Annotated in this window: 27 protein-coding genes and 1 pseudogene; 8 read left to right on the plus strand and 20 right to left on the minus strand. The window is 72.7% G+C overall.

The genetic code is table 11. The features are described from left to right. Positions 1 to 255: 255 nt before the first annotated feature. Positions 256 to 1470, plus strand: a complete 1215-nt coding sequence (locus ACFYPD_RS10975) for an LOG family protein (RefSeq protein ID WP_387111372.1) — start codon at positions 256 to 258, stop codon at positions 1468 to 1470. A 53-nt stretch (positions 1471 to 1523) separates the two neighbouring features. On the opposite strand, the gene fbaA is transcribed toward ACFYPD_RS10975, so the two are convergent. Next, positions 1524 to 2546 (minus strand): class II fructose-bisphosphate aldolase, encoded by a 1023-nt coding sequence (fbaA, locus tag ACFYPD_RS10980; protein ID WP_387111374.1) that lies wholly within the window; start codon positions 2544 to 2546, stop codon positions 1524 to 1526. A gap of 132 nt (positions 2547 to 2678) precedes the next feature. Then, a complete protein-coding gene (locus tag ACFYPD_RS10985; RefSeq protein WP_387111377.1) occupies positions 2679 to 3062 on the minus strand; it encodes a phage holin family protein in 384 nt (127 codons plus the stop codon). Positions 3063 to 3198: 136 nt separating this feature from the next. Between ACFYPD_RS10985 and ACFYPD_RS10990 the strand changes: the two genes are divergently transcribed. Beyond that, complete coding sequence (locus tag ACFYPD_RS10990; protein ID WP_262283518.1) at positions 3199 to 3411, plus strand: hypothetical protein; 213 nt, start codon at positions 3199 to 3201, stop codon at positions 3409 to 3411. A 32-nt stretch (positions 3412 to 3443) separates the two neighbouring features. Here ACFYPD_RS10990 and ACFYPD_RS10995 read toward each other — a convergent pair whose 3' ends face one another. Together ACFYPD_RS10995 and ACFYPD_RS11000 are read right to left on the minus strand one after the other, a co-directional pair. Further along, positions 3444 to 4496 carry an LCP family protein gene (locus ACFYPD_RS10995; protein WP_387111378.1) on the minus strand — a complete coding sequence of 351 codons (1053 nt, stop codon included), beginning with the start codon at positions 4494 to 4496 and terminating at the stop codon, positions 3444 to 3446. Continuing rightward, positions 4496 to 4978 (minus strand): SigE family RNA polymerase sigma factor, encoded by a 483-nt coding sequence (locus ACFYPD_RS11000; RefSeq protein WP_387111381.1) that lies wholly within the window; start codon positions 4976 to 4978, stop codon positions 4496 to 4498. The genes ACFYPD_RS10995 and ACFYPD_RS11000 overlap by 1 nt, the downstream gene beginning before the upstream one ends. 177 nt (positions 4979 to 5155) lie before the next feature. Between ACFYPD_RS11000 and ACFYPD_RS11005 the strand changes: the two genes are divergently transcribed. The 3 genes from ACFYPD_RS11005 to ACFYPD_RS11015 all read left to right on the plus strand — a co-directional run bounded on the left by ACFYPD_RS11005 (position 5156) and on the right by ACFYPD_RS11015 (position 7695). Continuing rightward, complete coding sequence (locus ACFYPD_RS11005) at positions 5156 to 6040, plus strand: hypothetical protein (RefSeq protein ID WP_387111384.1); 885 nt, start codon at positions 5156 to 5158, stop codon at positions 6038 to 6040. A gap of 41 nt (positions 6041 to 6081) precedes the next feature. Beyond that, positions 6082 to 6744, plus strand: a complete 663-nt coding sequence (locus ACFYPD_RS11010) for an LPXTG cell wall anchor domain-containing protein (RefSeq protein WP_387111387.1) — start codon at positions 6082 to 6084, stop codon at positions 6742 to 6744. A gap of 186 nt (positions 6745 to 6930) precedes the next feature. Further along, the gene (locus ACFYPD_RS11015) at positions 6931 to 7695 is read left to right on the plus strand and encodes a DedA family protein (RefSeq protein ID WP_387112344.1); all 765 of its coding nucleotides are present in this window, start codon (positions 6931 to 6933) and stop codon (positions 7693 to 7695) included. A gap of 182 nt (positions 7696 to 7877) precedes the next feature. Here ACFYPD_RS11015 and ACFYPD_RS11020 read toward each other — a convergent pair whose 3' ends face one another. From ACFYPD_RS11020 to ACFYPD_RS11085, 14 genes and pseudogenes are all read right to left on the minus strand, one after another. Further along, a complete protein-coding gene (locus ACFYPD_RS11020) occupies positions 7878 to 8255 on the minus strand; it encodes a helix-turn-helix transcriptional regulator (protein ID WP_076468717.1) in 378 nt (125 codons plus the stop codon). Positions 8256 to 8312: 57 nt separating this feature from the next. Further along, a complete protein-coding gene (gene pyrE, locus ACFYPD_RS11025) occupies positions 8313 to 8852 on the minus strand; it encodes an orotate phosphoribosyltransferase (protein WP_387111389.1) in 540 nt (179 codons plus the stop codon). Positions 8853 to 9018: 166 nt separating this feature from the next. Then, on the minus strand, positions 9019 to 9828 hold the full coding sequence (locus ACFYPD_RS11030; RefSeq protein WP_387111392.1) for an SDR family NAD(P)-dependent oxidoreductase: 810 nt from the start codon (positions 9826 to 9828) through the stop codon (positions 9019 to 9021). A 218-nt stretch (positions 9829 to 10046) separates the two neighbouring features. Beyond that, a pseudogene (locus ACFYPD_RS11035) lies at positions 10047 to 10652 on the minus strand (hypothetical protein); the annotation flags it as partial. Positions 10653 to 10723: 71 nt separating this feature from the next. Continuing rightward, a complete protein-coding gene (locus ACFYPD_RS11040) occupies positions 10724 to 11464 on the minus strand; it encodes a hypothetical protein (protein ID WP_387111395.1) in 741 nt (246 codons plus the stop codon). 69 nt (positions 11465 to 11533) lie between these two features. Continuing rightward, positions 11534 to 12562 carry a hypothetical protein gene (locus ACFYPD_RS11045; RefSeq protein ID WP_387111398.1) on the minus strand — a complete coding sequence of 343 codons (1029 nt, stop codon included), beginning with the start codon at positions 12560 to 12562 and terminating at the stop codon, positions 11534 to 11536. A gap of 10 nt (positions 12563 to 12572) precedes the next feature. Next, a complete protein-coding gene (locus tag ACFYPD_RS11050) occupies positions 12573 to 14141 on the minus strand; it encodes a polyamine aminopropyltransferase (protein ID WP_387112347.1) in 1569 nt (522 codons plus the stop codon). A 17-nt stretch (positions 14142 to 14158) separates the two neighbouring features. Beyond that, positions 14159 to 14581 (minus strand): DUF350 domain-containing protein, encoded by a 423-nt coding sequence (locus tag ACFYPD_RS11055; protein ID WP_387111399.1) that lies wholly within the window; start codon positions 14579 to 14581, stop codon positions 14159 to 14161. A gap of 28 nt (positions 14582 to 14609) precedes the next feature. Then, positions 14610 to 15035, minus strand: a complete 426-nt coding sequence (locus ACFYPD_RS11060; RefSeq protein WP_387111402.1) for a DUF4247 domain-containing protein — start codon at positions 15033 to 15035, stop codon at positions 14610 to 14612. Continuing rightward, positions 15032 to 15523, minus strand: coding sequence for a DUF2617 family protein (locus tag ACFYPD_RS11065; RefSeq protein WP_387111405.1), 492 nt, complete (start codon positions 15521 to 15523; stop codon positions 15032 to 15034). The genes ACFYPD_RS11060 and ACFYPD_RS11065 overlap by 4 nt, the downstream gene beginning before the upstream one ends. 2 nt (positions 15524 to 15525) lie before the next feature. Beyond that, entirely contained in the window at positions 15526 to 16158 is a 633-nt protein-coding gene (locus tag ACFYPD_RS11070) for a DUF4178 domain-containing protein (protein ID WP_387111408.1), read from the minus strand. 93 nt (positions 16159 to 16251) lie between these two features. After that, the gene (locus ACFYPD_RS11075) at positions 16252 to 16629 is read right to left on the minus strand and encodes a hypothetical protein (RefSeq protein WP_387111411.1); all 378 of its coding nucleotides are present in this window, start codon (positions 16627 to 16629) and stop codon (positions 16252 to 16254) included. Positions 16630 to 16774: 145 nt separating this feature from the next. Then, a complete protein-coding gene (clpB, locus tag ACFYPD_RS11080) occupies positions 16775 to 19366 on the minus strand; it encodes an ATP-dependent chaperone ClpB (RefSeq protein ID WP_387111414.1) in 2592 nt (863 codons plus the stop codon). Between the two features lie 88 nt (positions 19367 to 19454). Then, positions 19455 to 20561 (minus strand): hypothetical protein, encoded by a 1107-nt coding sequence (locus tag ACFYPD_RS11085; RefSeq protein WP_387111416.1) that lies wholly within the window; start codon positions 20559 to 20561, stop codon positions 19455 to 19457. A gap of 32 nt (positions 20562 to 20593) precedes the next feature. Between ACFYPD_RS11085 and ACFYPD_RS11090 the strand changes: the two genes are divergently transcribed. From ACFYPD_RS11090 to ACFYPD_RS11100, 3 genes are all read left to right on the plus strand, one after another. After that, complete coding sequence (locus ACFYPD_RS11090) at positions 20594 to 21094, plus strand: cation:proton antiporter regulatory subunit (RefSeq protein WP_387111419.1); 501 nt, start codon at positions 20594 to 20596, stop codon at positions 21092 to 21094. 7 nt (positions 21095 to 21101) lie between these two features. Beyond that, the gene (locus ACFYPD_RS11095; RefSeq protein WP_387111421.1) at positions 21102 to 22310 is read left to right on the plus strand and encodes a cation:proton antiporter; all 1209 of its coding nucleotides are present in this window, start codon (positions 21102 to 21104) and stop codon (positions 22308 to 22310) included. Between the two features lie 170 nt (positions 22311 to 22480). After that, positions 22481 to 22909: a hypothetical protein gene (locus ACFYPD_RS11100; RefSeq protein ID WP_387111424.1), complete on the plus strand. Its 429-nt coding sequence runs from the start codon at positions 22481 to 22483 to the stop codon at positions 22907 to 22909. Positions 22910 to 23110: 201 nt separating this feature from the next. On the opposite strand, the gene ACFYPD_RS11105 is transcribed toward ACFYPD_RS11100, so the two are convergent. Beyond that, a complete protein-coding gene (locus ACFYPD_RS11105; RefSeq protein WP_387111427.1) occupies positions 23111 to 23320 on the minus strand; it encodes a hypothetical protein in 210 nt (69 codons plus the stop codon). Positions 23321 to 23489: 169 nt separating this feature from the next. Next, positions 23490 to 23930 carry a heat shock protein transcriptional repressor HspR gene (locus tag ACFYPD_RS11110; RefSeq protein WP_387111429.1) on the minus strand — a complete coding sequence of 147 codons (441 nt, stop codon included), beginning with the start codon at positions 23928 to 23930 and terminating at the stop codon, positions 23490 to 23492. Between the last annotated feature and the right edge of the window lie 20 nt (positions 23931 to 23950).

Here is a 23950-nt window from a genome sequence, read left to right on the forward strand (position 1 = left end):
TTCAACCCGCTTCGCCCGTGGCCATGCGAGGGGGTCCGGCCAGTCGGTCGGCTGAACGGCTGAGGGTTTCGTCACGCCTGCGGTGTCCCGCGCACGTACCCGCGGCCCATGCCGCGGCGAGGATTTTTCCACTACAACTACAGATCCGGAGCCTCCCCAGGACCGGGTAATGCAGGAGCCCGGCGGCCTGGCCACCGGGCTCCTGTCCGTGCCACCCGGGTTTGCCGGCTTGCCGGCCGGGGGCAGGATGATCTGGTGCCGACCCCACCACCCGCGGACGTCATCGAGCCGCACGACACCAGCATCGACGAGATCGAGACCCGGACCGAGTTCGACCGGCGGCTGGCCGAGGGGACCCTCGCCGGCCTGACCGTGCAGGGCCTCCGCCTCGACCTGGACCCGGTCCCCGACCTGCGCGGCGTCGACGTCGCCGGCACCCTCTTCGTGGGCTGCCGGTTCGCCGACCGCGAGGTCGGCGCGGACCTGGTCCGGCGGGGCGCGAACGTCGTCCCGCCCTTCTCCGGGCTGCCCTACCCGACGCAGCCGGCCCACCTGTACACCGCCGACGACCTGGCCGCCGGCTTCGCCGAGGGCGGCTTCGCCGGGATGTACGACACCCGGGTGTACGCGCACTTCCGGGCGCACGGCGGTGCCCTGCCCGACGTGCGGGAGGCGCTCGGCCAGCGGCTGCACGACCATGGCGTGGACAACGCCCTGGCCGACGCCACCCGGGCCTGGCTGGCCGTGCACGGGCCGCAGTCCGTGGTGGGCGTGATGGGCGGGCACGCGGTGCCGCGCGGCAGCGCCGCGTACCGGATGGCGGCGGTGCTGGGCTGGGAGCTGGCGCGGGCCGACCGGCTGGTGGTGACCGGCGGCGGCCCCGGCGTGATGGAGGCGGCCAACCTGGGCGCGTTCCTCGCGGCCTGGCCGGCGGAGGAGCTGACCGCGGCGATCGACCTGCTGGCCACCGCGCCCGACTTCAGCGACCACGACCGCTACACCGACGCGGCCCTGCGGGTCCGGGCCCGGTACGCGGCCGGCCCGACCCTGCCCACGCCCCGCCCGGCAGCGGCCGGCACCGAGTGGGCCCGCTCGGGTGGGCTGGCCATCCCCACCTGGCTGTACGGCCACGAGCCGGCGAACCTGTTCGCCGGGCGGATCGCCAAGTACTTCTCGAACGCCATCCGGGAGGACACCATCCTGCGGCTGGCCCGGGGCGGCATCGTCTTCGCGCCCGGCCGGGCCGGCACGGTGCAGGAGGTGTTCCAGGCGGCCACGAAGACCTACTACGGCACCGACGGGGCGAGCGGCGCGTACGTGTTCCTGGACCGGACCTACTGGACGACCGAGCTGCCGGTGGAGTCGCTGCTGCGGCCGCTCTTCGCGGCCTCCCCGTTCGGCGACCTGTCGGCCACGATCCACCTGACCGACGACGCCCGCGAGGCGGTCCGGGTGCTCACCGCGAGCTGAGACGCGCGGAGGCCGGCACCCGATCGGGTGCCGGCCTCCGGCTCACGCGGTGGTCACTTCATGGTGGTGCCGGTGGAGCGCAGGTGCTCGCAGGCCTCCACGACGCGGGCGGCCATGCCGGCCTCGGCGGCCTTGCCCCAGACGCGCGGGTCGTACATCTTCTTGTTGCCGACCTCGCCGTCGACCTTCAGCACGCCGTCGTAGTTGCGGAACATGTGGTCCGCGACCGGCCGGGTGAAGGTGTACTGGGTGTCGGTGTCGATGTTCATCTTCACCACGCCGTAGTCCAGCGCCTCGCGGATCTCGGACAGCAGCGAGCCGGAACCGCCGTGGAAGACCAGGCTGAGCGGCTTGTCCTTGTTGTACTTGGCGCCCACCGCCACCTGGATGTGGTGGAGCACCTCGGGGCGGAGCTTGACGTTGCCCGGCTTGTAGACGCCGTGCACGTTGCCGAAGGTCAGCGCCGCCATGTAGCGGCCCTTCTCGCCCAGGCCGAGCGCGTCGACCATGGCCAGGCCGTCATCGACGGTGGTGTAGAGCTTCTCGTTGATGGCGTTCTCGACGCCGTCCTCCTCGCCGCCGACGACACCGACCTCGATCTCAAGGACGATCTTGCCCTTGGCGGCCTCGGTGAGCAGCTGCTCGGCGATCTCCAGGTTCTCCGCCACCGGCACGGCCGAGCCGTCCCACATGTGCGACTGGAAGAGCGGCTCCTGGCCGTTCTTCACCCGCTCCTGGGAGATGGCCATCAGCGGCCGGACGAACTTGTCCAGCTTGTCCTTCGGGCAGTGGTCGGTGTGCAGCGCGATGTTCACCGGGTACTTCTTGGCCACCTCGTGCGCGTACGCCGCGAACGCCACCGCGCCGGTCACCATGTCCTTCACGGACGGGCCGGACAGGTACTCCGCACCACCGGTCGAGACCTGGATGATGCCGTCGCTCTCCGCGTCGGCGAAGCCCTTGAGCGCCGCGTTCAGCGTCTGCGAGGAGGTCACGTTGATCGCGGGGTACGCGTACCGGCCGGCCTTTGCCCGGTCCAGCATCTCCGCGTAAGCCTCGGGGGAAGCGATGGGCATGTCGAACGCTCCTTACTTACCGCTCTCGGCCGTGCAGGCCGCTGTCTTCCTCTGGGTGCGCCGGACCGCGCTGTCCACCGCGGGAAGTATCCCGTAGGAGCGCGCGGTGGACACCACCGACCCGGGAACCGCTCACCGTTCCTCCAGGCTGTCCGGCACCACGACGCTGATCAGCCAGCTCACCACCGCCATCACGATGGCGCCCCAGAAGGCGGCCCAGAAGCCGTCCACGTGGAACGGCAGGTCCAGCCCGCGGGCGATCCAGTTGGTGAGCAGGAACAGCAGGGCGTTGACGACGAGCGCGAACAGGCCGAGGGTGAGCAGGTAGAACACGCAGCCGAACACCTTGATGACCGGCTTCAGCACCGCGTTGACCACGCCGAAGATGAGCGCCACCACGATCAGGGTGAGCGCGGTGTTCGCCCCGTTCCGGCCGGTCACCTCCACCCCGGGCACGACCAGCGTGGTGATCCACAGTGCGATCGCGGTGATCGCCAGCCGGATCAGAAAGCCCACGCCACCATCCTGGCACCGGTGCCCGACCCGGACGGCACAATTGGCGATCCACCGTTCCACCCGCTGCCGAGCGCGGAGCCAGGTCACCCCGTACGGTGTGGTGGGAACTGTCCGCACCGAGTTCCAGGGAGGGAAGATGGGTCAGCCCGACGAGGACTTCGCCCCGAGCGACCACCTCGCTCCGGAGGAGCGGGACCTGGAGGCGGAGCCGGCCGACGCGGTCGAGCAGGCTGCGGCGGTCACCCCCGACGACGCCGACGGCGAGCCGCACCGGGGGCTGGAGGTCGGCGACTGGGACGCCATGGAGCAGGCCCGGGTGGTCACCGCCGACGAGGACGACTACCGCTGAGCCGCGCGGGCGGGGCCGACGCCCCGCCCGCCTCAGCGCAGGCCGGTGACCTGGTCCGGGTGTGCAGCGGTCCACTCGCCGAGCCGGTCGCCGCGCAGCGCGTCGAGGAAGCCCGGAGCCAGCGCCGGGTCGAGCCGGAACCCGTACGGCTGCTTCTCCTGATACCGGACCGGCAGGCCGAGCGCGACCGGCTCGGCGGTGGCCGCATTCCCGGCCGCGGCAGCCAGCGCCGGCAGGGACATCTCCCCGGCGTCGGTCACCGCGCTCGAGCCGACCTGCGTGATCAGCCGGGTGAGCAGCACCGGGTTGGTCAGCATTCCCTTCTCCTGGATCCGCCGGAGCAGCCCGGCCGCGTACCGGCCGGCGTTGCGGTCCCGGTCCAGTCCGCCGTCCCGAAGGCCGTAGCGCTGCCGCAGCAGGTCCACCGCCGCATTGCCGTCGAGCTGCTGGCAGCCGGCCGGAAACCGCCGCTCGGTGTGCACCGAGCGCACCGTCGCCGGCAGGCAGACCGGCACGCCGCCGACCGCGTCGGTGAGCTCCCGGGTCGCCCGGTAGGTGAGCACCGCGCCGGCGTCGATCCGTACGCCGGTGAGCTGGGCGACCACCTGTCGCGTCGCCTGGTATCCGGCGGCCAGGTCCGTTCCGGCCGGCCCGGCGCCGACGGCGAAGGACGCGTTGAGCTTGTCGGTCTCCCGGCCGGGGATCGGCACCAGCAGGTCGCGCGGGAGCGAGACCAGGTAGAGCCTGCTGCGGTCTGCCGGCACATGCACCAGCAGCACGGAGTCGGCGCGCCGCCCCCCGCCGGCCTGGTCCAAGCCGAGGAGCAGCACGTTCAGCGCCCCGCTGGGCGCGGGCGCCGCCGGCGTACCGAGCTGGTGCGCGCTCTCCGGCGGTCCCGGCGCGACCGCGGTGAAGCCGGCCAGGGCGGCGGCCACCACCGCCAACGCCGTGCCGGCGAGCCGGAGCCGGAACCGGCGGCGCCGGCGGCGGACCACGGCCCGGTCGATGGCGACCCGGACCGGGCCGACCGCCGGGGTCAACTCCTCGCGCCGCGCGAAAGCGGCCCGCAGGTCGTCCTCGATCATCAGCAGACCTCCACGTACTCGGCTCGGAGGGTGGCCAGGGCCCGGGAGATGCAGGAGCGGACGGTGCCGACGGCGCAGCCGAGGATCTCCGCGATCTCCGCGTCGGGCAGGTCCTCGTAGTAGCGCAGCACCAGCGTGGCCCGCTGCCGCCGAGGCAGCCGGGACAACCAGGACCAGAGCTGGTCGCGGTCCACCGCGGACTGCGCGTGGTCGGTCGGGGCCGGCACCCCCTCGTCCGGTTCGCCGCGCAGCAGCACCCGGCGCGCCCACGAGCCGCGCCGCCAGTCGATGAACTGGTTGGTGAGCATCCGGCGCACGTACCGCTCCGGCGCGTCGCTGCGGGCGACCCGCCGCCAGTTGAGCTGGACCCGGACCATGGTTTCCTGCACCAGATCCTGGGCCTGGTGCGGATCCCCGGTCAGCATGACCGCGTACCGCAGCAGGGCGCCCAGCCGCGCGTCGGCGAACTCCTCGTACGTCACTGCACCTCCCGGTGTCCCGCCCTTGTTGACGGGTACGGGCCGGCGGAACATTGCACCACCGCTGATCAACCGTTCGGTCAATATCTGCCGTCCGGCGTCGGCTGGGACAGCGCGGCGACTTAAGAGTTCTCTAAACTCCACGGGCTCCACCTGATCATTCACCGGAGGAACCCCCACATGCTCACCAACTCCACCCGGCGCTGGCTCGCCGGGTTGGGCGTCGCAGGCGCGTTCGTCGCCGCCTCCGCCACCCCCGCCTTCGCCGCGGACCCCACCATCGCCGACGCGATGGGGGCCGAGGGCTTCTCGCTGTACGCGAACGACGTCATCGTCGCTCCGGACGGCCCCGAAAAGTGGATCTCGCTCTACTCACTGGTGGACGAGGCGTTCACCAGCTACACCGTCAAGGTGGACCGCAGTGGCGTCGACGGCTTCGCGGAGGTGCAGAACCCCGAGGGGCCGGGCTCCTGCACGGAGGCCGGCGCCGTGCTGACCTGCACCGTGAAGAACGACGCGGAGCCGGACCTGGACCTGCTCTCCCTCGCGGTGCTGCCGCGCGACGGGGCCAAGGCCGGGCAGGAGGGCCAGCTCGCGTTCACCGTCACCACCCCGGACGCCGGAACCGCGACCTTCCGCTCCACGGTAACGGTGGGTGAGGGCGTGGACCTGACGTCCGAGCCCTTCGTCAACCTGACCGGTACGCCGGGCAGCACCGTGCCGGCGCCGTTGTCCGTGGGCAACCAGGGCAAGACCGACGCCGAGGACGCGGTGCTGTTCTTCTTCGGCTCCTACGCTCTCGCACCGGCCAAGCGGTACGAGAACTGCGAGTACTTCGAGGACAACTTCGACGAGTACGCGTACGCCTGCACCCTCGACGCCACGGTGGCGGCGGGCGGCAGCGCGAAGCTCGACGACTCCTTCGGCTTCGCCGTCCCTCGTGACGCCTGGGCGCCGAACACCGACTACGGCTTCGCCATCTGGATGACGCCCGCGGACTGGCAGGCGTTCCGGTCGCAGGTGCCGGACTTCGGCAAGAGCGCGAAGGGGACCAGGGGGTCCTGAAGCTCACCGCTGCCGCTCCCTCCAAGGCCCTGGCCCGTGCGATGCGGCAAACGGACGTCGACCCGACCAACAACGAGACCATGATCCAGCTGGCGGTCAAGGGCAACCAGAAGGCCGATGTCGCGGCCAACGGCGCCACCCTGAACGCCGAGGTCGGCGCCACCGTCCCGGTCACGGTCGGCTTCACCAACAACGGCCCGGCGGCGATCAACGCCGGCGGCGAGGACGGCATCTACACCCTGGCGTTGGTCACCCTGCCCAAGGGCACCACCGCCGTGAAGGCGCCGGAGCAGTGCGCCGACGCCGAGGGCGAGTTCGGCCAGGACTCCGGCAAGGCGGGCGCCGCCGTCTACGCATGCTTCGTGCCGGGCGTGGTGGGCAGCGGCAAGACGGTCGAGTTCCCGTTCTCGCTCCGCGTCGACCAGCCCGGCACCCTCGCCGGCGAGGTCCAGCTGTTCCACGGCGGCCCGGACGAGACCGGCCGCAAGGACCTGAACCCGGCCAACGACACTGCGAAGATCGTGGTGAAGGCCGCGGGCGGCGGTGGCCAGGGTGGCGGTGGCCAGGGTGGCGGTGACGGCGGCACCCTGCCGATCACCGGTTCCTCCACCGCCCTGATCGCCGGCGTCGGCGCGCTCCTGCTCGCCGCCGGCGCGGCCGGCTACGTGGTGTCCCGCCGCCGCCGGACCCGCTTCGTCGCCTGACCGGAGCACCATCGCAACACGGTGCCCCGCCGACCCTCCGGTCGGCGGGGCACCGACATGTCGGGGCCCGGTCGACCCACAGCGGTGACCTACGCCCGGTCCGGTGAGGCGCCTGACGGCACCCGGGTACCCTTTGTGGCCGTGGACACAGCAGAGAAGACCCGGGCGCTCTCCGAGAGCGTGGCGATGAACCCGCTCGACCCGAAGGACCTCATCCACACCTTCGGGATGATCGGCGTCTGGGTGATCCTCTTCGCCGAGACCGGCCTGCTGGTCGGCTTCTTCTTCCCGGGCGACTCGCTGCTCTTCCTGGCCGGGGTGGCGGCCTCCCCGGTGGCCGACGCGATCTTCGGCGACGGCACCCGGCTCTCGCTGGCCGGCCTGCTGATCGGCGGCCCGCTCTGCGCGATCGCCGGCGCCCAGCTTGGGCACTGGCTCGGCGGGCGCTACGGCAAGCGGATGTTCGACCGCCCCAACTCCCGCCTGTTCAAGCGGGAGTACGTGGAGAAGGCCGAGTACTACTTTCAGAAGTTCGGCCCGGCGAAGGCCGTGGTGCTGGCCCGGTTCATCCCGATCGTGCGGACGTTCCTCAACCCGGTGGCCGGCGTGCTCGGCATGCCCGCCCGGCAGTTCCTGCTGTGGAACGTGGTCGGGGCGATCCTCTGGGTGGACGGCATCCTGCTGATCGGCTACCTGCTGGCCCACCAGATCTACGAGGCGATCGGCGACAAGATCGACCGGTACATCCTGCCGGTGGTCGCGCTGATCGTTCTGATCTCGGTGCTGCCGATCTTCTTCGAGTTCCTCCGTGACCGGCGGGCGCGCAAGCGCGGCGAGGCGGTCGCGGTGGTCGCCGCGGCCAGCGCGGCGGGCGCGGTGGACGCGGTCCGGGACGCGATCGACGGCGACGACGACCCGCAGCACCGGCGCGGCGGCCAGCACCGCCGCTGACCTCCGGCACACCGAAGGCCGGCCCCCTCTGGTGGGGACCGGCCTTCGACTACGACTGCCGACCTGCGGGTGGTACGGATGACGGACAGCCGTCACCGTCCGCTGGTGGCGCCACCCCTGGCACGCCACCCATCGCCGCACTCAGCTGAGGCGGCCACCCCGGACCTCGGACACGTCCGGATTCAGCGAGCCTTCTTGGTGGCCCGCTTCCGCGGCGGGGTGAGCAGATCCGCGATCGTGGCGATCGCGGTCGGCACCAGCCGGTAGTACGCCCAGACACCGCGCTTCTCCCGCTCCAGCAAGCCGGCCTCGGTGAGGATGCGCAGGTGGTGGCTGACCGTCGGCTGCGAGAGGCCGAGCGGCGCGGTGAGGTCACACACGCACGCCTCCCCCTCGGGAGCCGACTGGATCAGGCTGAGCAGCCGCAGCCGGGCGGGGTCCGCGAGGGCCTTGAGGACCCCCGCGAGCCGCTCGGCGTCGGCACGTTCGATCGGCTCGCCGGCAAGCGGCGAGATCTGAGGCATGGTCATTTCAGCCAACGCAGTTCCCACGTTTTCCATCCTTCCACCAGCAGCATCGATCCGCCTGCATATCAGCAGATCCGAATCGGCAAACTTTTACGCCACAAGGCCGAGGTCAGCCAACGTATAGGCCGCCCGATAAGGCAGTCCGGCGGCTCGCACCGCGTCGCCGGCGCCTCGATCAACAATAACCGCCACACCCACCACCTCGGCCCCGGCCTCGCGCAATGCCTCGACGGCGGTCAACACGCTGCCGCCCGTCGTCGAGGTGTCCTCGACGGCCAGGACCCGGCGCCCGGCCACGTCCGGCCCCTCGATCCGCCGCTGGAGGCCGTGCGCCTTGCCCGCCTTGCGGACCACGAAGGCGTCCAGCGGGCGGTCGGTCCCGGCCGACGCGTGCAGCATCGCGACGGCCACCGGGTCGGCCCCGAGGGTCAACCCGCCCACCGCGTCGTACGCCCAGTCGGCCGTGAGGTCGCACATCACCCGGCCGATCAACGGCGCCGCCCGGTGATGGAGCGTGACGCGACGCAGATCGACATACCAGTCCGCCTCCCGACCCGACGAGAGCACCACCCGGCCGTGGACCACAGCCAGGTCAGTGATGAATTTACGCAGGTCGTCGTGGTCCCCCATGGCGATAGAGGGTACTTCGCAAGTCTGGGAGGCGGGCGTGGGGTCCACCCTGGTCAACCCTGCGGGCGACCGACGGGTGGCGATGCCCGACTACGCTGTGCGACCGTCCATCCCGGTCAGCGGGCGGGCACCCCGGCGACGGGACCTCCGACGGGTCGGCCCGCGGTCAGCCGCCGGCCCGGCCGACCCGCCCGCGGGTGTCCCGGGAGACGCCGCGCAGCAGCCGCCGGGGCGCGTGCCGCAGCCCGGCCACGGCCAGCTTGTACTTCCAGCTCGGCACGCTGACCGGCTTGCCTTTGCGCAGGTCACGCAGCCCTTCGTCGACCACGTCCTCGGCCCGCAGCCACATCCACGCCGGGGTGCGCGACATGTCGATGCCGGCCCGCTCGTGGTAGCCGGTGCGGGTGTAGCCGGGGCAGAGCGCCATCACGCGTACGCCGAGCGGTGCCACCGACTGACCGATCGATTCACTGAAGTTCGTCACCCAGGCCTTGCTGGCCGAGTAGGTCGATCCCGGCATGGGGACACCGAAACCCGCAACGGAAGAGACATTTATCACTGCCCCGTGGCCTCGCTCGGTCATCGGACCGAGGGCCGCGTGGGTCAGCCGGAGCACGGCAAGCACGTTGAGCCGGACCAGTCGGGCCTCGTCCGCGACGGTCGACCGGACGAACGGGGTGTTGAGGCTGATCCCCGCGTTGTTCACCAGCAGTTCCACCGGCGGCTCGGCGGTCAGCCGGCCCTCCACCACGGCGCAGCCGTCGTCGGTGGACAGATCCGCGGCGATGGTCTCGACCCGGTGGCCGTGCCGGCCGGTCAGCTCGGCCGCCAGACCGTCGAGCCGGCCCGCGTCCCGGGCCACCAGGACGAGGTCCCAGCCGTCGGCCGCGAGCCGGCGGGCGAACGCCTCGCCGATGCCCAGGCTGGCGCCGGTGATCAGGGCCCGGCGCGGTGTGGGGGGTGGTACGTCGGTCATGGTCGGTCCTCGGGGGGTGGGGTCGGCCTGGGCGGGGCCGACGGCGGCGGGGTGGGGGGCGCGCCGGGCGGCGCCGGCACCGGCCCGGTCGGCGGCCCCCAGGGCGAGGGGTGCCCGTACGCCGAGGCGGCCGAGGCGGGGGGACCGTATCCCGGTGCGGGCGTACCCGCGGGCGGGGCCGGTACCGGCGGCGGACCGTAACCCGGACCGGCCGGGACCGGCCCGGCCGGCGGAGTCGGCCCGGCCGGCGGGCGCGGCGGGCGGCGGTGGAAGAAGGCGCCGGCCGACGGCAGGGTCAGCAGGGCGGCCACCACCAGATAGCCGAGGATCTGCGCCACCGACAGCGCCGCGTTCACCGGGATCCACCAGTCCGGGTAGGCGTCACCGACCCGGGCCAGCAGGTCGGCGGTGACCCGGTCGTCGGCGCCGAGCCGAAGCGGGGCGGTCCGCTGCCCGACCAGCACCGCCAGGCCGCAGCAGCCGCAGAACAGGCCCAGCCCGGCGACCACCCAGGTGGCCACCCGGGCGCCGGCCCGGCCGGCGTGCAGCCCGAGGGCCAGCCCGACGAGCAGCAGCGCGACCAGCACGCCGAGCACGGCGGAGAGCACCGTGGAGCCGCGCAGCAGCGACGCCACCCCGTCGATCTCGCTGCCGCCCGCGCCGGTCGCCCGCGCCGCCTCCCGGAAACGGTTCACCGTGCCCGCCGTGACCAGCAGGTTGGCGACCGCGTACGCCACGGCGCCCACCGCCATCAGCAGCAGCAGCGCCGCCGCCGAGACCACCGCCCCCGGCCGGCGGGGCGGAGCCTCATGGGGGTACGACACGACGAATCCCTCCGGTAGGCGTGGCTTGCAACCTACTCGGAGGGATCGTCGGCGTCGCTCTTATCCGGACGTCAACTTGCCGATGGCGGCTCACCGTCCCGGCGCTCCCCGGACTCCGGCGACGGGCCGGCCTGGCCCGGCTGACCGGGAGCCGGCTGGCCGGGGTAGCCAGGCGTGGCCGGGTAGCCCGGGGCCTGCGGGTAGCCGGGCTCCGCCGGGTAGGCGCCACCCGGGACCGGGGGCTCCCAGGCCTGCTTCGGCTTGCGGAAGAACTCGTTGGCCTTCGGCAACGCCAGAAGGATCAGCGCGACCAGCAGCGAGATCAGCCCGAGCACGCCGAGCAGCGTGTTCACCGGCCCGAACCAGGACGGCAGGGCGTCGTTGAGGCTGCGCCGGATCTCCTCCCCGGAGGGCCCGTCGCCACCGGTGTTGCCACCGACGGCCCCGGTGGCGCCGCTGATCAGGCTGCCCCCGAGGCAGCAGATGAGAATGCCGCCCACCACCCAGGTGGTGATCCGGGTGCCGTTGTTCCCCCGGTTGTTGAACAGGGACAGGACGACCAGGGCCAGCGCGAGGACGAGCAGCAGGGCGGCGGTCCCGATGGTGAACGCCACCACGAACGTGCCGACGTCCTGGGCAGGCGTCTTCGTGCCCTCGTACGCCCGCTCGAAGCCTTCCTTCAGCCGGCTGCTGACGGCGATGGTCACGATCAGACCGATCACCTGGGTGAGCGCGAAGAGCAGCAGCAGATAGAAGGATGCCGCCACCACGCCCGGACGCGCTCGGCCCGGCGCCGGGGAGGAATCGGTCATGACTCTCTCCTTCTCTAGATCAGGCCCACACAGTATCGGCCGCGACCCATCGATGCCGCGCGCCGAAGGTCAGCCCATCGGATCCGCCCCGGCCTCCCGGCGCAGCCGGCGGTACTCGGCGGTCACCACCGCGAGCAGGAAGAGATCCACGCCAAGTGCGAAGACCGCGCCGAACTGGTCAACCGTGAAACTGAAGATCTGCCCGAACAGCAGGTCCACGAGGAGCGCGAGCTTGAACAGCCGGAAGGCCCGCGCCTGGTCGCTGGGCAGCAGCAGGGCGCCGCGGATGCTCAGCACCACGGTGATCAGGGCGGAGACCGAGACCCCGAGCAACGCACCCCACTCCCGCTGGTCGGGCAGATGGCCGGTGATCGCGTCCAGCAGGACCCGCAGCACGACGACGAACGGCTCGCCGACCACGTAGAGCACCACCAGGGACACCACCCACCGGTGCGTGGTCACCCAGACCACGGCGCGGCGGGCCAGGCCGAGCCAGCGGTGCCAGAACCGGGGCGCGGGCGTTTCCCGTCGGGGCACCACGTCCAGCAGCCGGGTGACCGCCTCCTCGACGTCCGGGCCGCAACCCTGGATCATCCGCAGCACCGCTGCCCGGCGCCGGGCCGTGAGACCGGTGGTGAGGCCGCCGACCACGGTGTACAGCGCGTTCGCCGTGCGCTCCGGCCCGGAGAGCCGGGTCCGGCCGCGCAGCGCCTGGGTGAGCACGACCAGCAGGGCGAAGGCCACGTAGATGATGCTGGCGGCCGGGGCGTAGAAGTAGTCCGTCCCGGCGGTGACGAACTTGCCGACCTCGTCGATGAAGAGCCCGAAGCCCATCCCGCCCAGGATCGCGCCCAGGATGCGCGCCGCGCTGCCGAGGAAGACCAGCCCCACCGCGAGGCCCGCGGTCATCAGCAGGCCGCCCCAGAGCACGTGCGCGATGTGCAGCCCGCCGCCGCCGAGCTGCGGAAAGCCGGTCGCCTGGAGGTACGCCCGGGTGACCAGCACGGTCACCACCCCCGACAGCACGAACGCCTGAAGGTAGGACGGCGCCTCCAGTGCCCGGGGCGGTTTCGACCAACGGGACGGACGGGCGGGCATGGCTACGACGCTAGTAGCCGCGCCACTCCACGCGGGCGTACTCCAGCACCCTGGGCTGCAGCAACGTCGAGGCGGGCACGTCCACCCGGGCCCGGTCGGCGGGGAAGGTGGCCGCCGCGGCGAGCACCGACGGGGTCAGGAAGCGCAGCGGCGGCGCGTCGGCGGGCAGCCCCAGCGCGGGCGGCTTGCCGCCCGGCGCGGCGAGCACGAACCCCCAGTCGCCGAAGCTCGGCACGTCCACGTGGTACGGCACGGTGGCGAAGCCCGCCTCCCGGATCGACCGCTCGATCGACCAGTACGACCGGGGCGCGAAGTAGGGCGAGCCGGACTGGACCACGAGCCGGCCGCCGGGGGCGAGCACCGGGCGGATCAGCGTATAGAACTCGACCGTGTAGAGCTTGGCGGTGGCCGTCTCGTCCGGGTCGGGCAGGTCGGCGACGACCACGTCGAAGCGTTCCGTGGCGGTCCGCAGCCAGCCGAACGCGTCGACGTTGAGCACCCGGACCCGGGGGTCGGCGAGCGAGTGGTGGTTCAGGTCCCGCAGCTGCGGCTCGGTACGGGCCAGCCGCACCACGGCCGGGTCGAGGTCGACCAGGGTCACCTGGCGCACGTCCGGATATTTGAGGATCTCCCGCAACGCCAGCCCGTCCCCGGCGCCGAGCACCAGCACGTTGCCGTGCGGTCCGCGCATCGCCGGGTGGACCAACGACTCGTGGTAGCGGTACTCGTCGATCGAGCTGAACTGGAGGTCGCCGTTGAGGAACAGCCGCAGGTCGGTGTCGGCGTGGCCGACCTCCCGCACCGACCGGGTCAGCACGATCTCCTGGTAGCGGCTGCGCTCGGCGTGCACCACCGGGTCGCGGTAGAGCTGCTGCCGGGCGGTCACCTCGAAGTCGTGGGCCGTGACCCAGGCGTACCCCAGGCAGAGGGCGACCACGACGGCGCCGGCGCCGAGCGCGACCCGGGCCCGGCGGCCGAGGTCGGCGCGGAAGACCGTGCAGACCAGGGCGAGGCCGGCCACGGCGTTCACCGCGCCCACCACGAGGGCGCCCTTGAGCTGGCCGAAGACGGGCATCAGCAGGAACGGGAAGGCCAGCCCGCCGAGCAGCGCGCCGACGTAGTCGGCGGCGAAGAGGTCGGCCACGGCGCTGCCCGCGGACTGCTCGCGGATGCGTTGCAGCAACACCATGAGCAGCGGGATCTCGGCGCCGATCAGCAGGCCCAGCACGAACGCGGTGCCGACCAGCGCCGGCCCGTAGAGGTCCAGCCAGGCGAACGCGGCGTAGAGGCCGAGCACGGAGAGGCCGCCGAGCAGGGCCAGGGCCAGTTCGATCGCGGCGAACGCGGCCGCCGCCCGGGACTGGAACGGCTTCGCGACCAGCGCGCCGATGCCCATCGCGAAGACCATCACGCCGAGCACGATCGACGCCTGGCCGACCGTGTCGCCGATCAGGTAACTGCCGAGCGCGACCAGGGCCAACTCGTACACCAGGCCGCAGGCCGCGCAGACGAAGACCGCGAGCAGGACCGCCGCGCGGGCCGGGCGCCACCGCGGCCGTGCCGGCGCGTCGGTGGTCACGCCGTTGCCGGTTGTCATCAGCTGATCGCGGCGGCGATGATCGCCCCCGTCGCCAGGTGCACGACGGCGGAGACCCAGACCGCGGGGTGCGGCTCCGGGTCGACCAGGATCTCCCCGAGCCGGCCCGGGGTGGCCATGTCGAGCAGCAGGAACGACGCGGCCATGATGACCAGCCCGAGAATGCCGTACGCGGCCGCGCCGACCAGGCCGAGCGCGAAGTCGTCCGCGCTGGCGGCGATCGCGGCGACCACGATGATGCCGACGCCGGCCAGGTTCGAGGCGAGCAGCAGCGCGGCGTTGCGGTTGCGCTCCACCCAGATCAGCTCGTGCAGCTTGCCGGGGGTGGCGACGTCGACCAGCACGTAGCCGACGGCCATCAGGGCGACGCCGACCACACCGTAGGCCAGCGTGACGAGCAGGTCGGTGAAGAGGGTCTGCACAGGGGACTCCAGGATTCGTCGGGTCAGGTCACTTGCCGGAGCCGGGTCCGCCGCCGCGGACCGTGCTGCCCCGCCCCCAGCCCCAGTGGCTGCCCACCCGGGAGTGGTAGCGGGGGTACGCGGTGGTCATCCGCTCCAGCAGGATCACCGAACCGGCGGCGAGCGGCAGGATCACCACCGAGTCGTCGTCGTAGCGCAGGTAGACCCCGCTGCCGTCGACGTACTGGTCGGCCGGCTGCCAGGCGTCGGTGATGTCCTTGGACACCTGACTCGGGGCCCGGTTCGACGTGTAGGCGATCGCGTCGGAGCCGAGGTCCCGGCTGGTCGCCCGGGTGTAGCGGTCCTCCACGTAGCCCCGCGGCGAGAAGTTGCCGTAGAAGATCGCGAAGGCGGCGACCACGGCGCCGATGACGGCGAACGCCACCCCCACCACGAACCACCGTCGGTACGTCACAGCTGCACCACCGTCTCGGTCAGGACCAGCTCATTGGTCTGGGGATACGCGTGCCAGGTGCGCCAGGCCACCGAACCGTCCGGCGGCTCGGGGCGGACGGCGAGCGCGGTGACGGCGTCCTCGTCGCCGGGAAAGACCCCGACCAGCGCGTACGGGTCGTCGGCCAGGTCGGCGCGGAGCGCGGCGACCCGGGTGCGCAGGCCGTCGCCCGCCGGCCGGAGCACCGTGGCGGTGAACCGGTAGCCGGCGGTCTCGTCGTGCAGGGCGTCCGGCAGGTGCGGGGGGAGGCCGGGCAGGCAGGCGACCGTCTCGGTGAGGTCGCCGCAGACCACCTGGTGCGAGGCGCCGAGCAGGCGCAGCCGCAGCCGCAGCCCGCCGGGCAGGGTCAGCTCGCGCACGTGCAGGGCGGGGTGCTCGGGGCCGCCGAGGGCGAGGCTCAGGTCGGCGGCGCGGGTGTCGACGTACGGGGCCTCCAGGGCGACGAGCACGCTCAGCCCACCGTCTCCGGGCCGCCCTGCGGGTAGATCATCACCTCGGCCCGGTGCACCTGCTCGCCGAGGTTCACCTCCCAGCCGGCCTCCCCGTACGCCTCGAAGGAGAGCCGGGCCCCGCCGGGCGCCTGGTAGTCGTGGTAGCGCATGGTGCCGCGCGGGTCGAGGCCGGTGCCCTCGGTGGCGGTGAACTTCGCCTGGCCGGACTCGTCCCAGTTGTAGCGGCGGCCGGCGATCTCCAGCGTCGGCGCGCCCGGGGTGACGGTGGCCGACGGCTCGCTGGTCCAGAGCACCAGCTCCAGGTCGGGCTCCGACTCGACGGAGAGCCAGCGCTTCACCCCGCCGGCGTCGTCGAGCAGGTGCTCCGCCCAGCTCCAGCCGCCCTCGACCAGGTGCACCGAGCCGCGCACGGTGTAGGGCACCTGGCGGATCTCCACGATGTCGCCGGGCTTGAGCGCGCGGGGGTCGCCGCGCAGCGCGTCGGCGTCCCGGTCCCGGAACGGGTCACCGGGGGCGGCCTTCGGGCGCGGGGCGGAGCGGGCCCTACGCAGGGCGATCACGGCGATCACCACGCCGGCCACCCCGACCAGGCACCCCACCGTGGTCACCACGTACGCCAGCGAACCGTTCACGGCCGTCTCCCCCCAAGGTGCGTCGGCGGAGACGGTAACAACTCGACGCACGTGCGCCGAAGTGACGTTCGTTGAGTGACCGATCAGCTACGGTCAGGCGCCGGCGAGGCGTTCGGCGGCGTACTCGCGCAGGCTGGCGCGGCCCATGAGGCAGCCGCTGAACGTGGTGAACTCGCCGTCGTCGTCGCGCAGCCGCTCCCAGGCGGCCCGGCCGGCCGCCGGGTCGACCGTGTCCAGCAGCGCGGCCGCGTACGCCTTTCCGGCCGGCGACCCGTGCTTCAGCAGCCGGTCGACCTTCTTCCGGGCTGCCTCGGGGTGCTCCCGCAGGGCCCGCTCCACGTGCCGGTACGCGTCGGTGGCCGGCAGCATCTGCCCGGCGATTCCCACCCCGCCGAAGGCGAGCGTGTCCGCCCGCCGGAGTTCCTCGACGGCCGCGTCCAACTCCCGGTCCTTCTCACCGATCCCCACCATGCCCTCACTATTTCCCCGGCCGGCCCCCACCGACCCTGTTGATCAAGAAGTTTGCGTCGGCCGAGGCGCATCTGCCGACGCAAACTTCTTGATCGCCGAAGCCGGGCGAGGGTCGGGCGAGGGTCGGGCGGGGGTCGGGCGGGGGTCAGGCTGCCGTTACCGTCAGGGAGTCCTTCGTGTCGGCCAGGTCGACCTTCACCGTGTCGCCGTCGCGGATCTGGCCGGCCAGCAGGGCCTTGGCGAGCTGGTCGCCGATCGCCGACTGCACCAGGCGGCGCAGCGGCCGGGCGCCGTAGATCGGGTCGTACCCGTGCTCGGCGAGCCACACCCGGGCGGCGTCGCTGACGTCCAGCGTCAGGCGGCGGTCGGCGAGCCGCTTCCGCATCCGGTCGAGCTGGATGTCGACGATCGCCCGCAGGTCCGCGCCCTGGAGGGCGGCGAACACCACGATGTCGTCGAGGCGGTTGAGGAACTCCGGCTTGAAGTGCGACCGGACCACCGCGAGGACACCCTCCCGGCGCTGCTCCTCGGCCAGCGTCAGATCGCTGATCACCGACGCCCCCAGGTTCGAGGTGAGGATCAGGATCGCGTTGCGGAAGTCGACCGTGCGGCCCTGGCCGTCGGTGAGCCGGCCGTCGTCGAGCACCTGGAGGAGCACGTCGAAGACGTCCGGGTGGGCCTTCTCCACCTCGTCCAGCAGGATCACCGAGTACGGCCGGCGGCGCACCGCCTCGGTGAGCTGGCCGCCCTCCTCGTAGCCGACGTAACCGGGCGGGGCGCCGACCAGGCGGGCCACGGAGTGCTTCTCGCCGTACTCGCTCATGTCGATGCGGACCATGGCCCGCTCGTCGTCGAAGAGGAACTCGGCGAGCGCCTTGGCCAGCTCGGTCTTGCCGACACCGGTCGGGCCGAGGAAGAGGAAGCTGCCGGTCGGGCGGTCCGGGTCGGCGACGCCGGCCCGGGCGCGGCGGACCGCGTCGGATACCGAGGTCACCGCCTCGGCCTGGCCGACGACCCGCGAGCCCAGCGTCTCCTCCATCCGGAGCAGCTTGGCGGTCTCGCCCTCCAGCAGCCGGCCGGCCGGGATGCCGGTCCAGGAGGCGACCACGGCGGCGATGTCGTCCGCGCCGACCTCCTCCTTGAGCATCGCGCCGTCGGCCTGGAGCCGGGCCAGCTCCTCCTCGGCCTGCTTCAGCTCGGCCTGGAGGGCGGGGATCCGGCCGTAGCGCAGCTCGGCGGCGCGCTCCAGCTCCCCGTCCCGCTCGGCCCGCTCGGCCTCGCCACCGAGCCGCTCCAACTCCTCCTTGGCGGTGGAGAGCTTGGTGATGTGGCTCTTCTCCAGCTGCCAGCGCTCGGAGAGCGCGGTGAGCTGCTCGCGCTTGTCGGCCAGTTCCTTGCGCAGCCGGGCCAGCCGCTCGGCAGAGGCGGCGTCCGGCTCCTTGGCCAGCGCCATCTCCTCGATCTCCAGCCGGCGCACCGCCCGCTCGATCTCGTCCACCTCGACCGGCCGGGAGTCGATCTCCATCCGGAGCCGTGAGGCGGACTCGTCGACCAGGTCGATCGCCTTGTCCGGCAGGAACCGGTCGGTGATGTAGCGGTCGGAGAGGGCGGCGGCGGCGACCAGCGCGGCGTCGGTGATCCGGACGCCGTGGTGCACCTCGTAGCGCTCCTTGAGGCCGCGCAGGATGCCGATGGTGTCCTCGATGGTCGGCTCGCCGACCAGCACCGGCTGGAAGCGCCGCTCCAGCGCCGGGTCCTTCTCGATGTGCTCGCGGTACTCGTCCAGCGTCGTGGCGCCGACCATCCGCAGCTCGCCGCGGGCCAGCATCGGCTTGAGCATGTTGCCGGCGTCCATCGAGCCCTCGCCCTTGCCGGCGCCGACCACGGTGTGCAGCTCGTCGAGGAAGGTGATGACCTGGCCGTCGGAGTTCTTGATCTCCTCCAGCACCGACTTCAGCCGCTCCTCGAACTGGCCCCGGTACTGCGCGCCGGCCACCATGGCGCCGAGGTCGAGCGAGACGAGCTTCTTGTCCCGCAGCGACTCCGGCACGTCACCGGCGACGATCCGCTGGGCCAGGCCCTCGACGATGGCGGTCTTGCCGACGCCCGGCTCGCCGATCAGCACCGGGTTGTTCTTGGTACGCCGGGACAGCACCTGGATCACCCGGCGGATCTCCGAGTCGCGGCCGATGACCGGGTCGATCTTCCCCTCGCGGGCGCTCGCGGTCAGGTCGACGCCGTACTTCGCGAGGGCCTGGTAGGTCTGCTCCGGGTCGGCCGTGGTGACCCGCCGGTCCCCGCCGCGCACGGTCGGGAAGGCGGCGACCAGGTTCTCCTCGGTGGCGCCGGAGTTCTTCAGCGCGACGGAGACCGCGCCACCGACCCGGGCCAGCCCGGCCAGCAGGTGCTCGGTGGAGGTGTACTCGTCGCCCAGCGGGCGGGCGATCTGCTCGGCGGCGCCGATGGCGTTGACGAACTCGCGGGCCAGGGTGGGCTCGGCGATGCTGGAGCCGCGCGCCGCGGGCAGGGCGTCGACCGAACGCTGGGCGACCCGGCGCAGCTCGGCCGGGTCGGCCCCGACGGCGCGCAGCAGGCCGGCGGCGGTCGAGCCCTCGGTGTCGAGCAGCGACAGCAGCAGGTGCCAGGGCTCCACGGTGGCGTGGCCGCGCTGGTTCGCCAGCGCGACGGCACCGGTGATGGTCTCGCGGCTCTTGGTGGTGAGTCGTTCCGTGTTCATGGGCTCCCCCGGATCGGCGTATCCACTGGGAAGGACACAACCAGAGTTGAGTCTATTCCGCTCAAGTCCAGCCGTGTGACGCCCGTCACTACGGTTGTCCGTCGAGCACCACCCTGACCCAGCGCCGGTTCGCCGTCCAGCCCGTGCCGAGCACCACGTCGTCCGGGCCACGGGCGGCGATCGTGCCGTCGCCGAGCACCGTGAGATGGTGCTCGGCGGTGAGCGGCCAGTCCACCCGGTAGTAGCGGCCGCCGGCCACCACGCCCACCCCGTCCGGGCCGGTCACCGCCACCAGCTCGGCCCCGAGCGGCGCCACCGAGCGGGCCTGCGCGGGGTGCCCGACCGCGCGGACCGGCGCCCACTCCCGGCCGCCCACCAGCCGCCAGAGCGCCGGGAAACCCGTCCGGTCCGGGCGCTCCCCGACCAGCCAGGCGCCGCCGTCCGGGGCGATCACCACGCGCAGCACCCCCACCTCGTCGCCCCGCCAGGACAGCGGCGTCGACGCCCAGTGCCGGCCCCCGTCCCATGACACCGCCGCGGAGGGCCGGCCGTCGCGTGCGCCGGCCGCCACCACCAGGTCGCCCGAGTGGCCCACGGTGTTCAACCCGGGTACGGACGGCTGGACGGGCAACGGCCGCAGGGTCCGGCCGTCCCACTCGGCCACCGCACCGAGCGCCTCGGCCACCTGGAAGCGCCCACGGGCCGCCACCAGCGCCGCCGGCTCACCGCCGGTGGTGTGGGCGAAGGTGGCCCCGCCGTCGGTCGAGGTGTACCAGCCGTACGGCTCGGCGAGCAGCACCAGCGCGCCCGGAACGGCGTAGAGCTGCTGGCTCACCGCCACCGGACGAGGGTGTCGCAGGGCTCGCCAGGTACGGCCACCATCCACGGTGGCGTAGAGCAGGGCGGCGGGGCAGCCGCGGCTGGGCGGCGGGTCGTCGCAGGCCGCGACGAAGAGCGCGTATCCGTGGTCGGCGTCGGCGAACTCCAGGAACGGGCGGTCGTACCGGCGGTCGACGGCGACGCGGACGTGGCGTACCTCGTCGAAACCGACCGGCCGCGACGGCACCGGCGCGGTCGGCGCCGGCCGCGGGGACGACCGGTCGGGTGGGGTCCGGCGGACGTCGCCGATCGAGCAGGCCGCGAGGGCCGGCACCAGCAGCAGACCGATGGTCGGGAGCACACGGCGACCGATCATGGGGTCCTCCTCCGCACGGTAGCCTTGCGCGGGTGCGAGTACGTGTCGAACAGACTGCCCTACCGGGGATCGGCGTCCGTCACGATCTGATGACGGAATCCGGCCGCCGACTCGGCGTGGTCTCCCACCGCAATGGCCGCCGCGACCTGGTCCTCTACGACCCGGACGATCCCGACTCCTGTCAGCACGACATACCGCTGACCGACGACGAGGCGGAGGCGCTGGCCGACATCCTCGGCGCGTCGCTCATGCTCGGCCAGCTCGCCGGGCTGCGCGAGCAGGCCGCCGGGCTGCTCACCGAGCAGGTCCTCATCCCGGCCGGCTCCCGCTACGTCAACCGGCCGCTCGGTGACACCAAGGCGCGGACCCGCACCAGCGCCTCCATCGTGGCGGTGCTGCGTCAGGGCGAGGTGAACGTCTCGCCCGATCCCACCTTCCGGTTCCAGGCAGGTGACGTGGTCGTCGTGGTCGGCACCCGGCAAGGGCTCGACGGGGTCACCGCGATCCTCGCCGAAGCCGACCCGGACGGCTGAGGCGCGGATGCACGAATCCACCACGCTGCTCGTCGAGGTCGGCGCGCTGCTGCTCCTGCTCGGCCTGCTCGGCCGGCTCAGCCGCCGCTTCGGTGTCTCGCCCATCCCCCTCTACCTGCTCGCCGGCCTCGCCTTCGGCCACGGCGGCCTGCTGCCGCTCAACGCCAGCGAGGAGTTCTTCGCCGTCGGCGCGGAGATCGGCGTCATCCTGCTGCTCGTCATGCTCGGCCTGGAATACAGCGCCAACGAACTGGTGGGCAACCTCCGCTCGGCCGCGCCGGCCGGCCTGATCGACGCGGTGCTCAACGCGCTGCCCGGCTTCGCCTTCGCCCTGCTGCTCGGCTGGGGCTGGGTGGCGGCCGTCGTGCTCGCCGGCGTCACCTGGGTCTCGTCGTCCGGCGTGATCGCGAAGGTGCTCGGCGACCTGGGCCGGGTCGGTAACCGGGAGACCCCCGTGATCCTCTCCGTCCTCGTGATCGAGGACCTGGCCATGGCGCTCTACCTGCCGCTGGTCACCGCGCTGCTCGCCGGGGTCGGCCTGGTCAAGGGCGGCATCGCGCTCGCCGTCGCGGTGCTCAGCGTGGTCGTCGTGCTGGCCGTCGCCATCAGGTACGGGCACCTGATCTCCGCCGCGCTCTCCGCGAAGGACCCCGAGGCGCTCCTGCTCGGGGTGCTCGGCCTGACCCTGCTGGTCGCCGGGGCCGCGGCCAAGCTCCAGGTCTCCGCCGCGGTCGGCGCGTTCCTGGTCGGCATCGCCCTGTCCGGGCCGGTGGCGCACCACGCCACCGAACTGCTGTCGCCGCTGCGGGATCTCTTCGCCGCGGTCTTCTTCGTCTTCTTCGGCCTGGTCACCGACCCGCTGGACATGCCGCCGGTGCTGCTGCCGGCGCTGCTGCTGGCCGTGGTGACCATGGGGACGAAGCTGGCCACCGGCTGGCTGGCCGCCCGCCGGGCCGGAATCGCCGAGCCCGGTCGGTGGCGGGCCGGCTTCGCGCTCACCCCGCGCGGCGAGTTCTCCATCGTCATTGCCGGCCTGGCCGTCGCCGCCGCCTATCCGGTCGAACCCCGGTTGGCGGCGCTCGCCACCGCGTACGTGCTGATCACCGTGGTGACCGGGCCGATGCTGGCCCGCCTGCCCGACCTGCCCTGGTTCAAGCGCTGGCTGCGCAAGCGCAGCGCCGCCCGGCGACCGGCGCCGGCGGGAGTGACCGACTGACCTCGGCCGGGCCGGGTTGACCGTACGGTGGACCCGGCCCGGCCAACGGTTGCCGAATTGATTCCGGGAAGGTCTACCGCCGCCCCGCGAAACCGCGTTAACGTGTCGCCCCAGCAGCCAGGGTCCGCGGGTGGCCGCTGCCCCCGCCAGCGCAAGCGGAAGGTCGGCCGGTGAGCGTGCAGGAAGAGACGTTCCACGGCTTCGCCAACCCCGTCGACCCCTCGCCGGGCGAGCTGCGGTCGTGGGCCTACCAGCCGGATTCGGTCCCGCTGACCTCCATGCCCCCGGACTGGGACCTGTTGGTCGCCGGGGACCACCTGGTGCAGACCCTCTTCGACCTGGCCATGGACCCGGCCTGTCCGGCCCGCCGGTTCGCCCTGCACTGCCTCTACATCTACGCCGCCGACGGCATCCGGACGAACTTCCGGGCCCACCCGAAGCGCCGCTTCCGCAAGCTCGTGGAGCAGGCCGAGCGGGCCGGCGACGAGCTGATGCGCAACTGGGCGCACAACAGCCGGGTGCTGCTCGCCCGGCCGGACCTCTTCGTCTACCGGGACTGGTGCGAGGGGGGCCTGGTGCGGGAGAACCGGCGGCTCTAGGTTTGCTTCGCTGCGGGGGGCGGGGCCCCACCGTGCCCGGCTCCGGGCGGTCAGGCTTGATCCCTGCGCCGGTCACGGCGGGCCCCACCGAGCTCCGTGGGTCGCCGCCGGCTTCGTGTGATTGATCTTCTGTGTCCCGCCCTGGGAAGGCGAACGGGCCGGGACCCCCCGTGGGTCCCGGCCCGCACGTCGACGGATCGGTCAGCCGGTCGATCCGCCCTGCTTCTTGCGCCGCTCGTCGTCCCTGACGCGGTCGACGCCGTGGTCGACCTGGTCGGCGAAGCGCCCTTCCTTGACCTTGTCGGTGAAGCGACCCTCGGTGATCCGGTCGAATCGCTCCCGGACGTTCTCGGCCACCTGCTCCAGCCGTTCCTCCGCCCGTTCCGCCACCTTCTTCGCCGATTCCGCCATGGCTCCCCCTGCCAGTTCGGAGTCCGAATTGAGTCGGTTGGCCGCATTCACAGGCTAGCGAATCCGCCCCTGCCACACCCCGCTTTCGTCCAACCGCCGGCCCCGCCGGACGCACACGAAAGGCCGGCGCGGCCCGGGTGGGCGCGCGCCGGCCTGTGGCTCGGTGGGGTCAGCGGTCGGGGGTGCGGCGGGGGCGCCAGACGACGAGCGCGGTGGAGGTGCGGTTGGTGGGGACGAGGTCGCCGCGGGGGAAGCCGCCCAGCGACTCCAGCTCGGCGATCCGGCGGTACGCGGCGTCCAGCTCCGCCTCCAGCCGGGCCACCCGCTGCTGGGCCTCCTCCAGCAACCGTTCCAGGTTGATGATCCGCTTCACCCCGGCCAGGTTGATCCCGTCGTCCTGGCTGAGCCGCTGCACCTCGCGGAGCAGCACCACATCCCGGACGCTGTACCGGCGACCGCCGCCAGCCGCCCGGCCGGCCTGCACGAGGCCCAGCCGGTCGTACTGGCGCAGGGTCTGCGGGTGCATCCCCGCCATCCGGGCCGCCACCGAGATCATCAGAACCTTGGCCTCGTAGGCAGGGTCACCCGAGCCGACGAACTCCTGTGACATCCCCGCTCACCTCCGCTGCC

This window comes from Micromonospora sp. NPDC005299 (assembly GCF_042872345.1).
In the GTDB taxonomy this organism is placed as follows: Bacteria; Actinomycetota; Actinomycetes; order Mycobacteriales; family Micromonosporaceae; genus Micromonospora.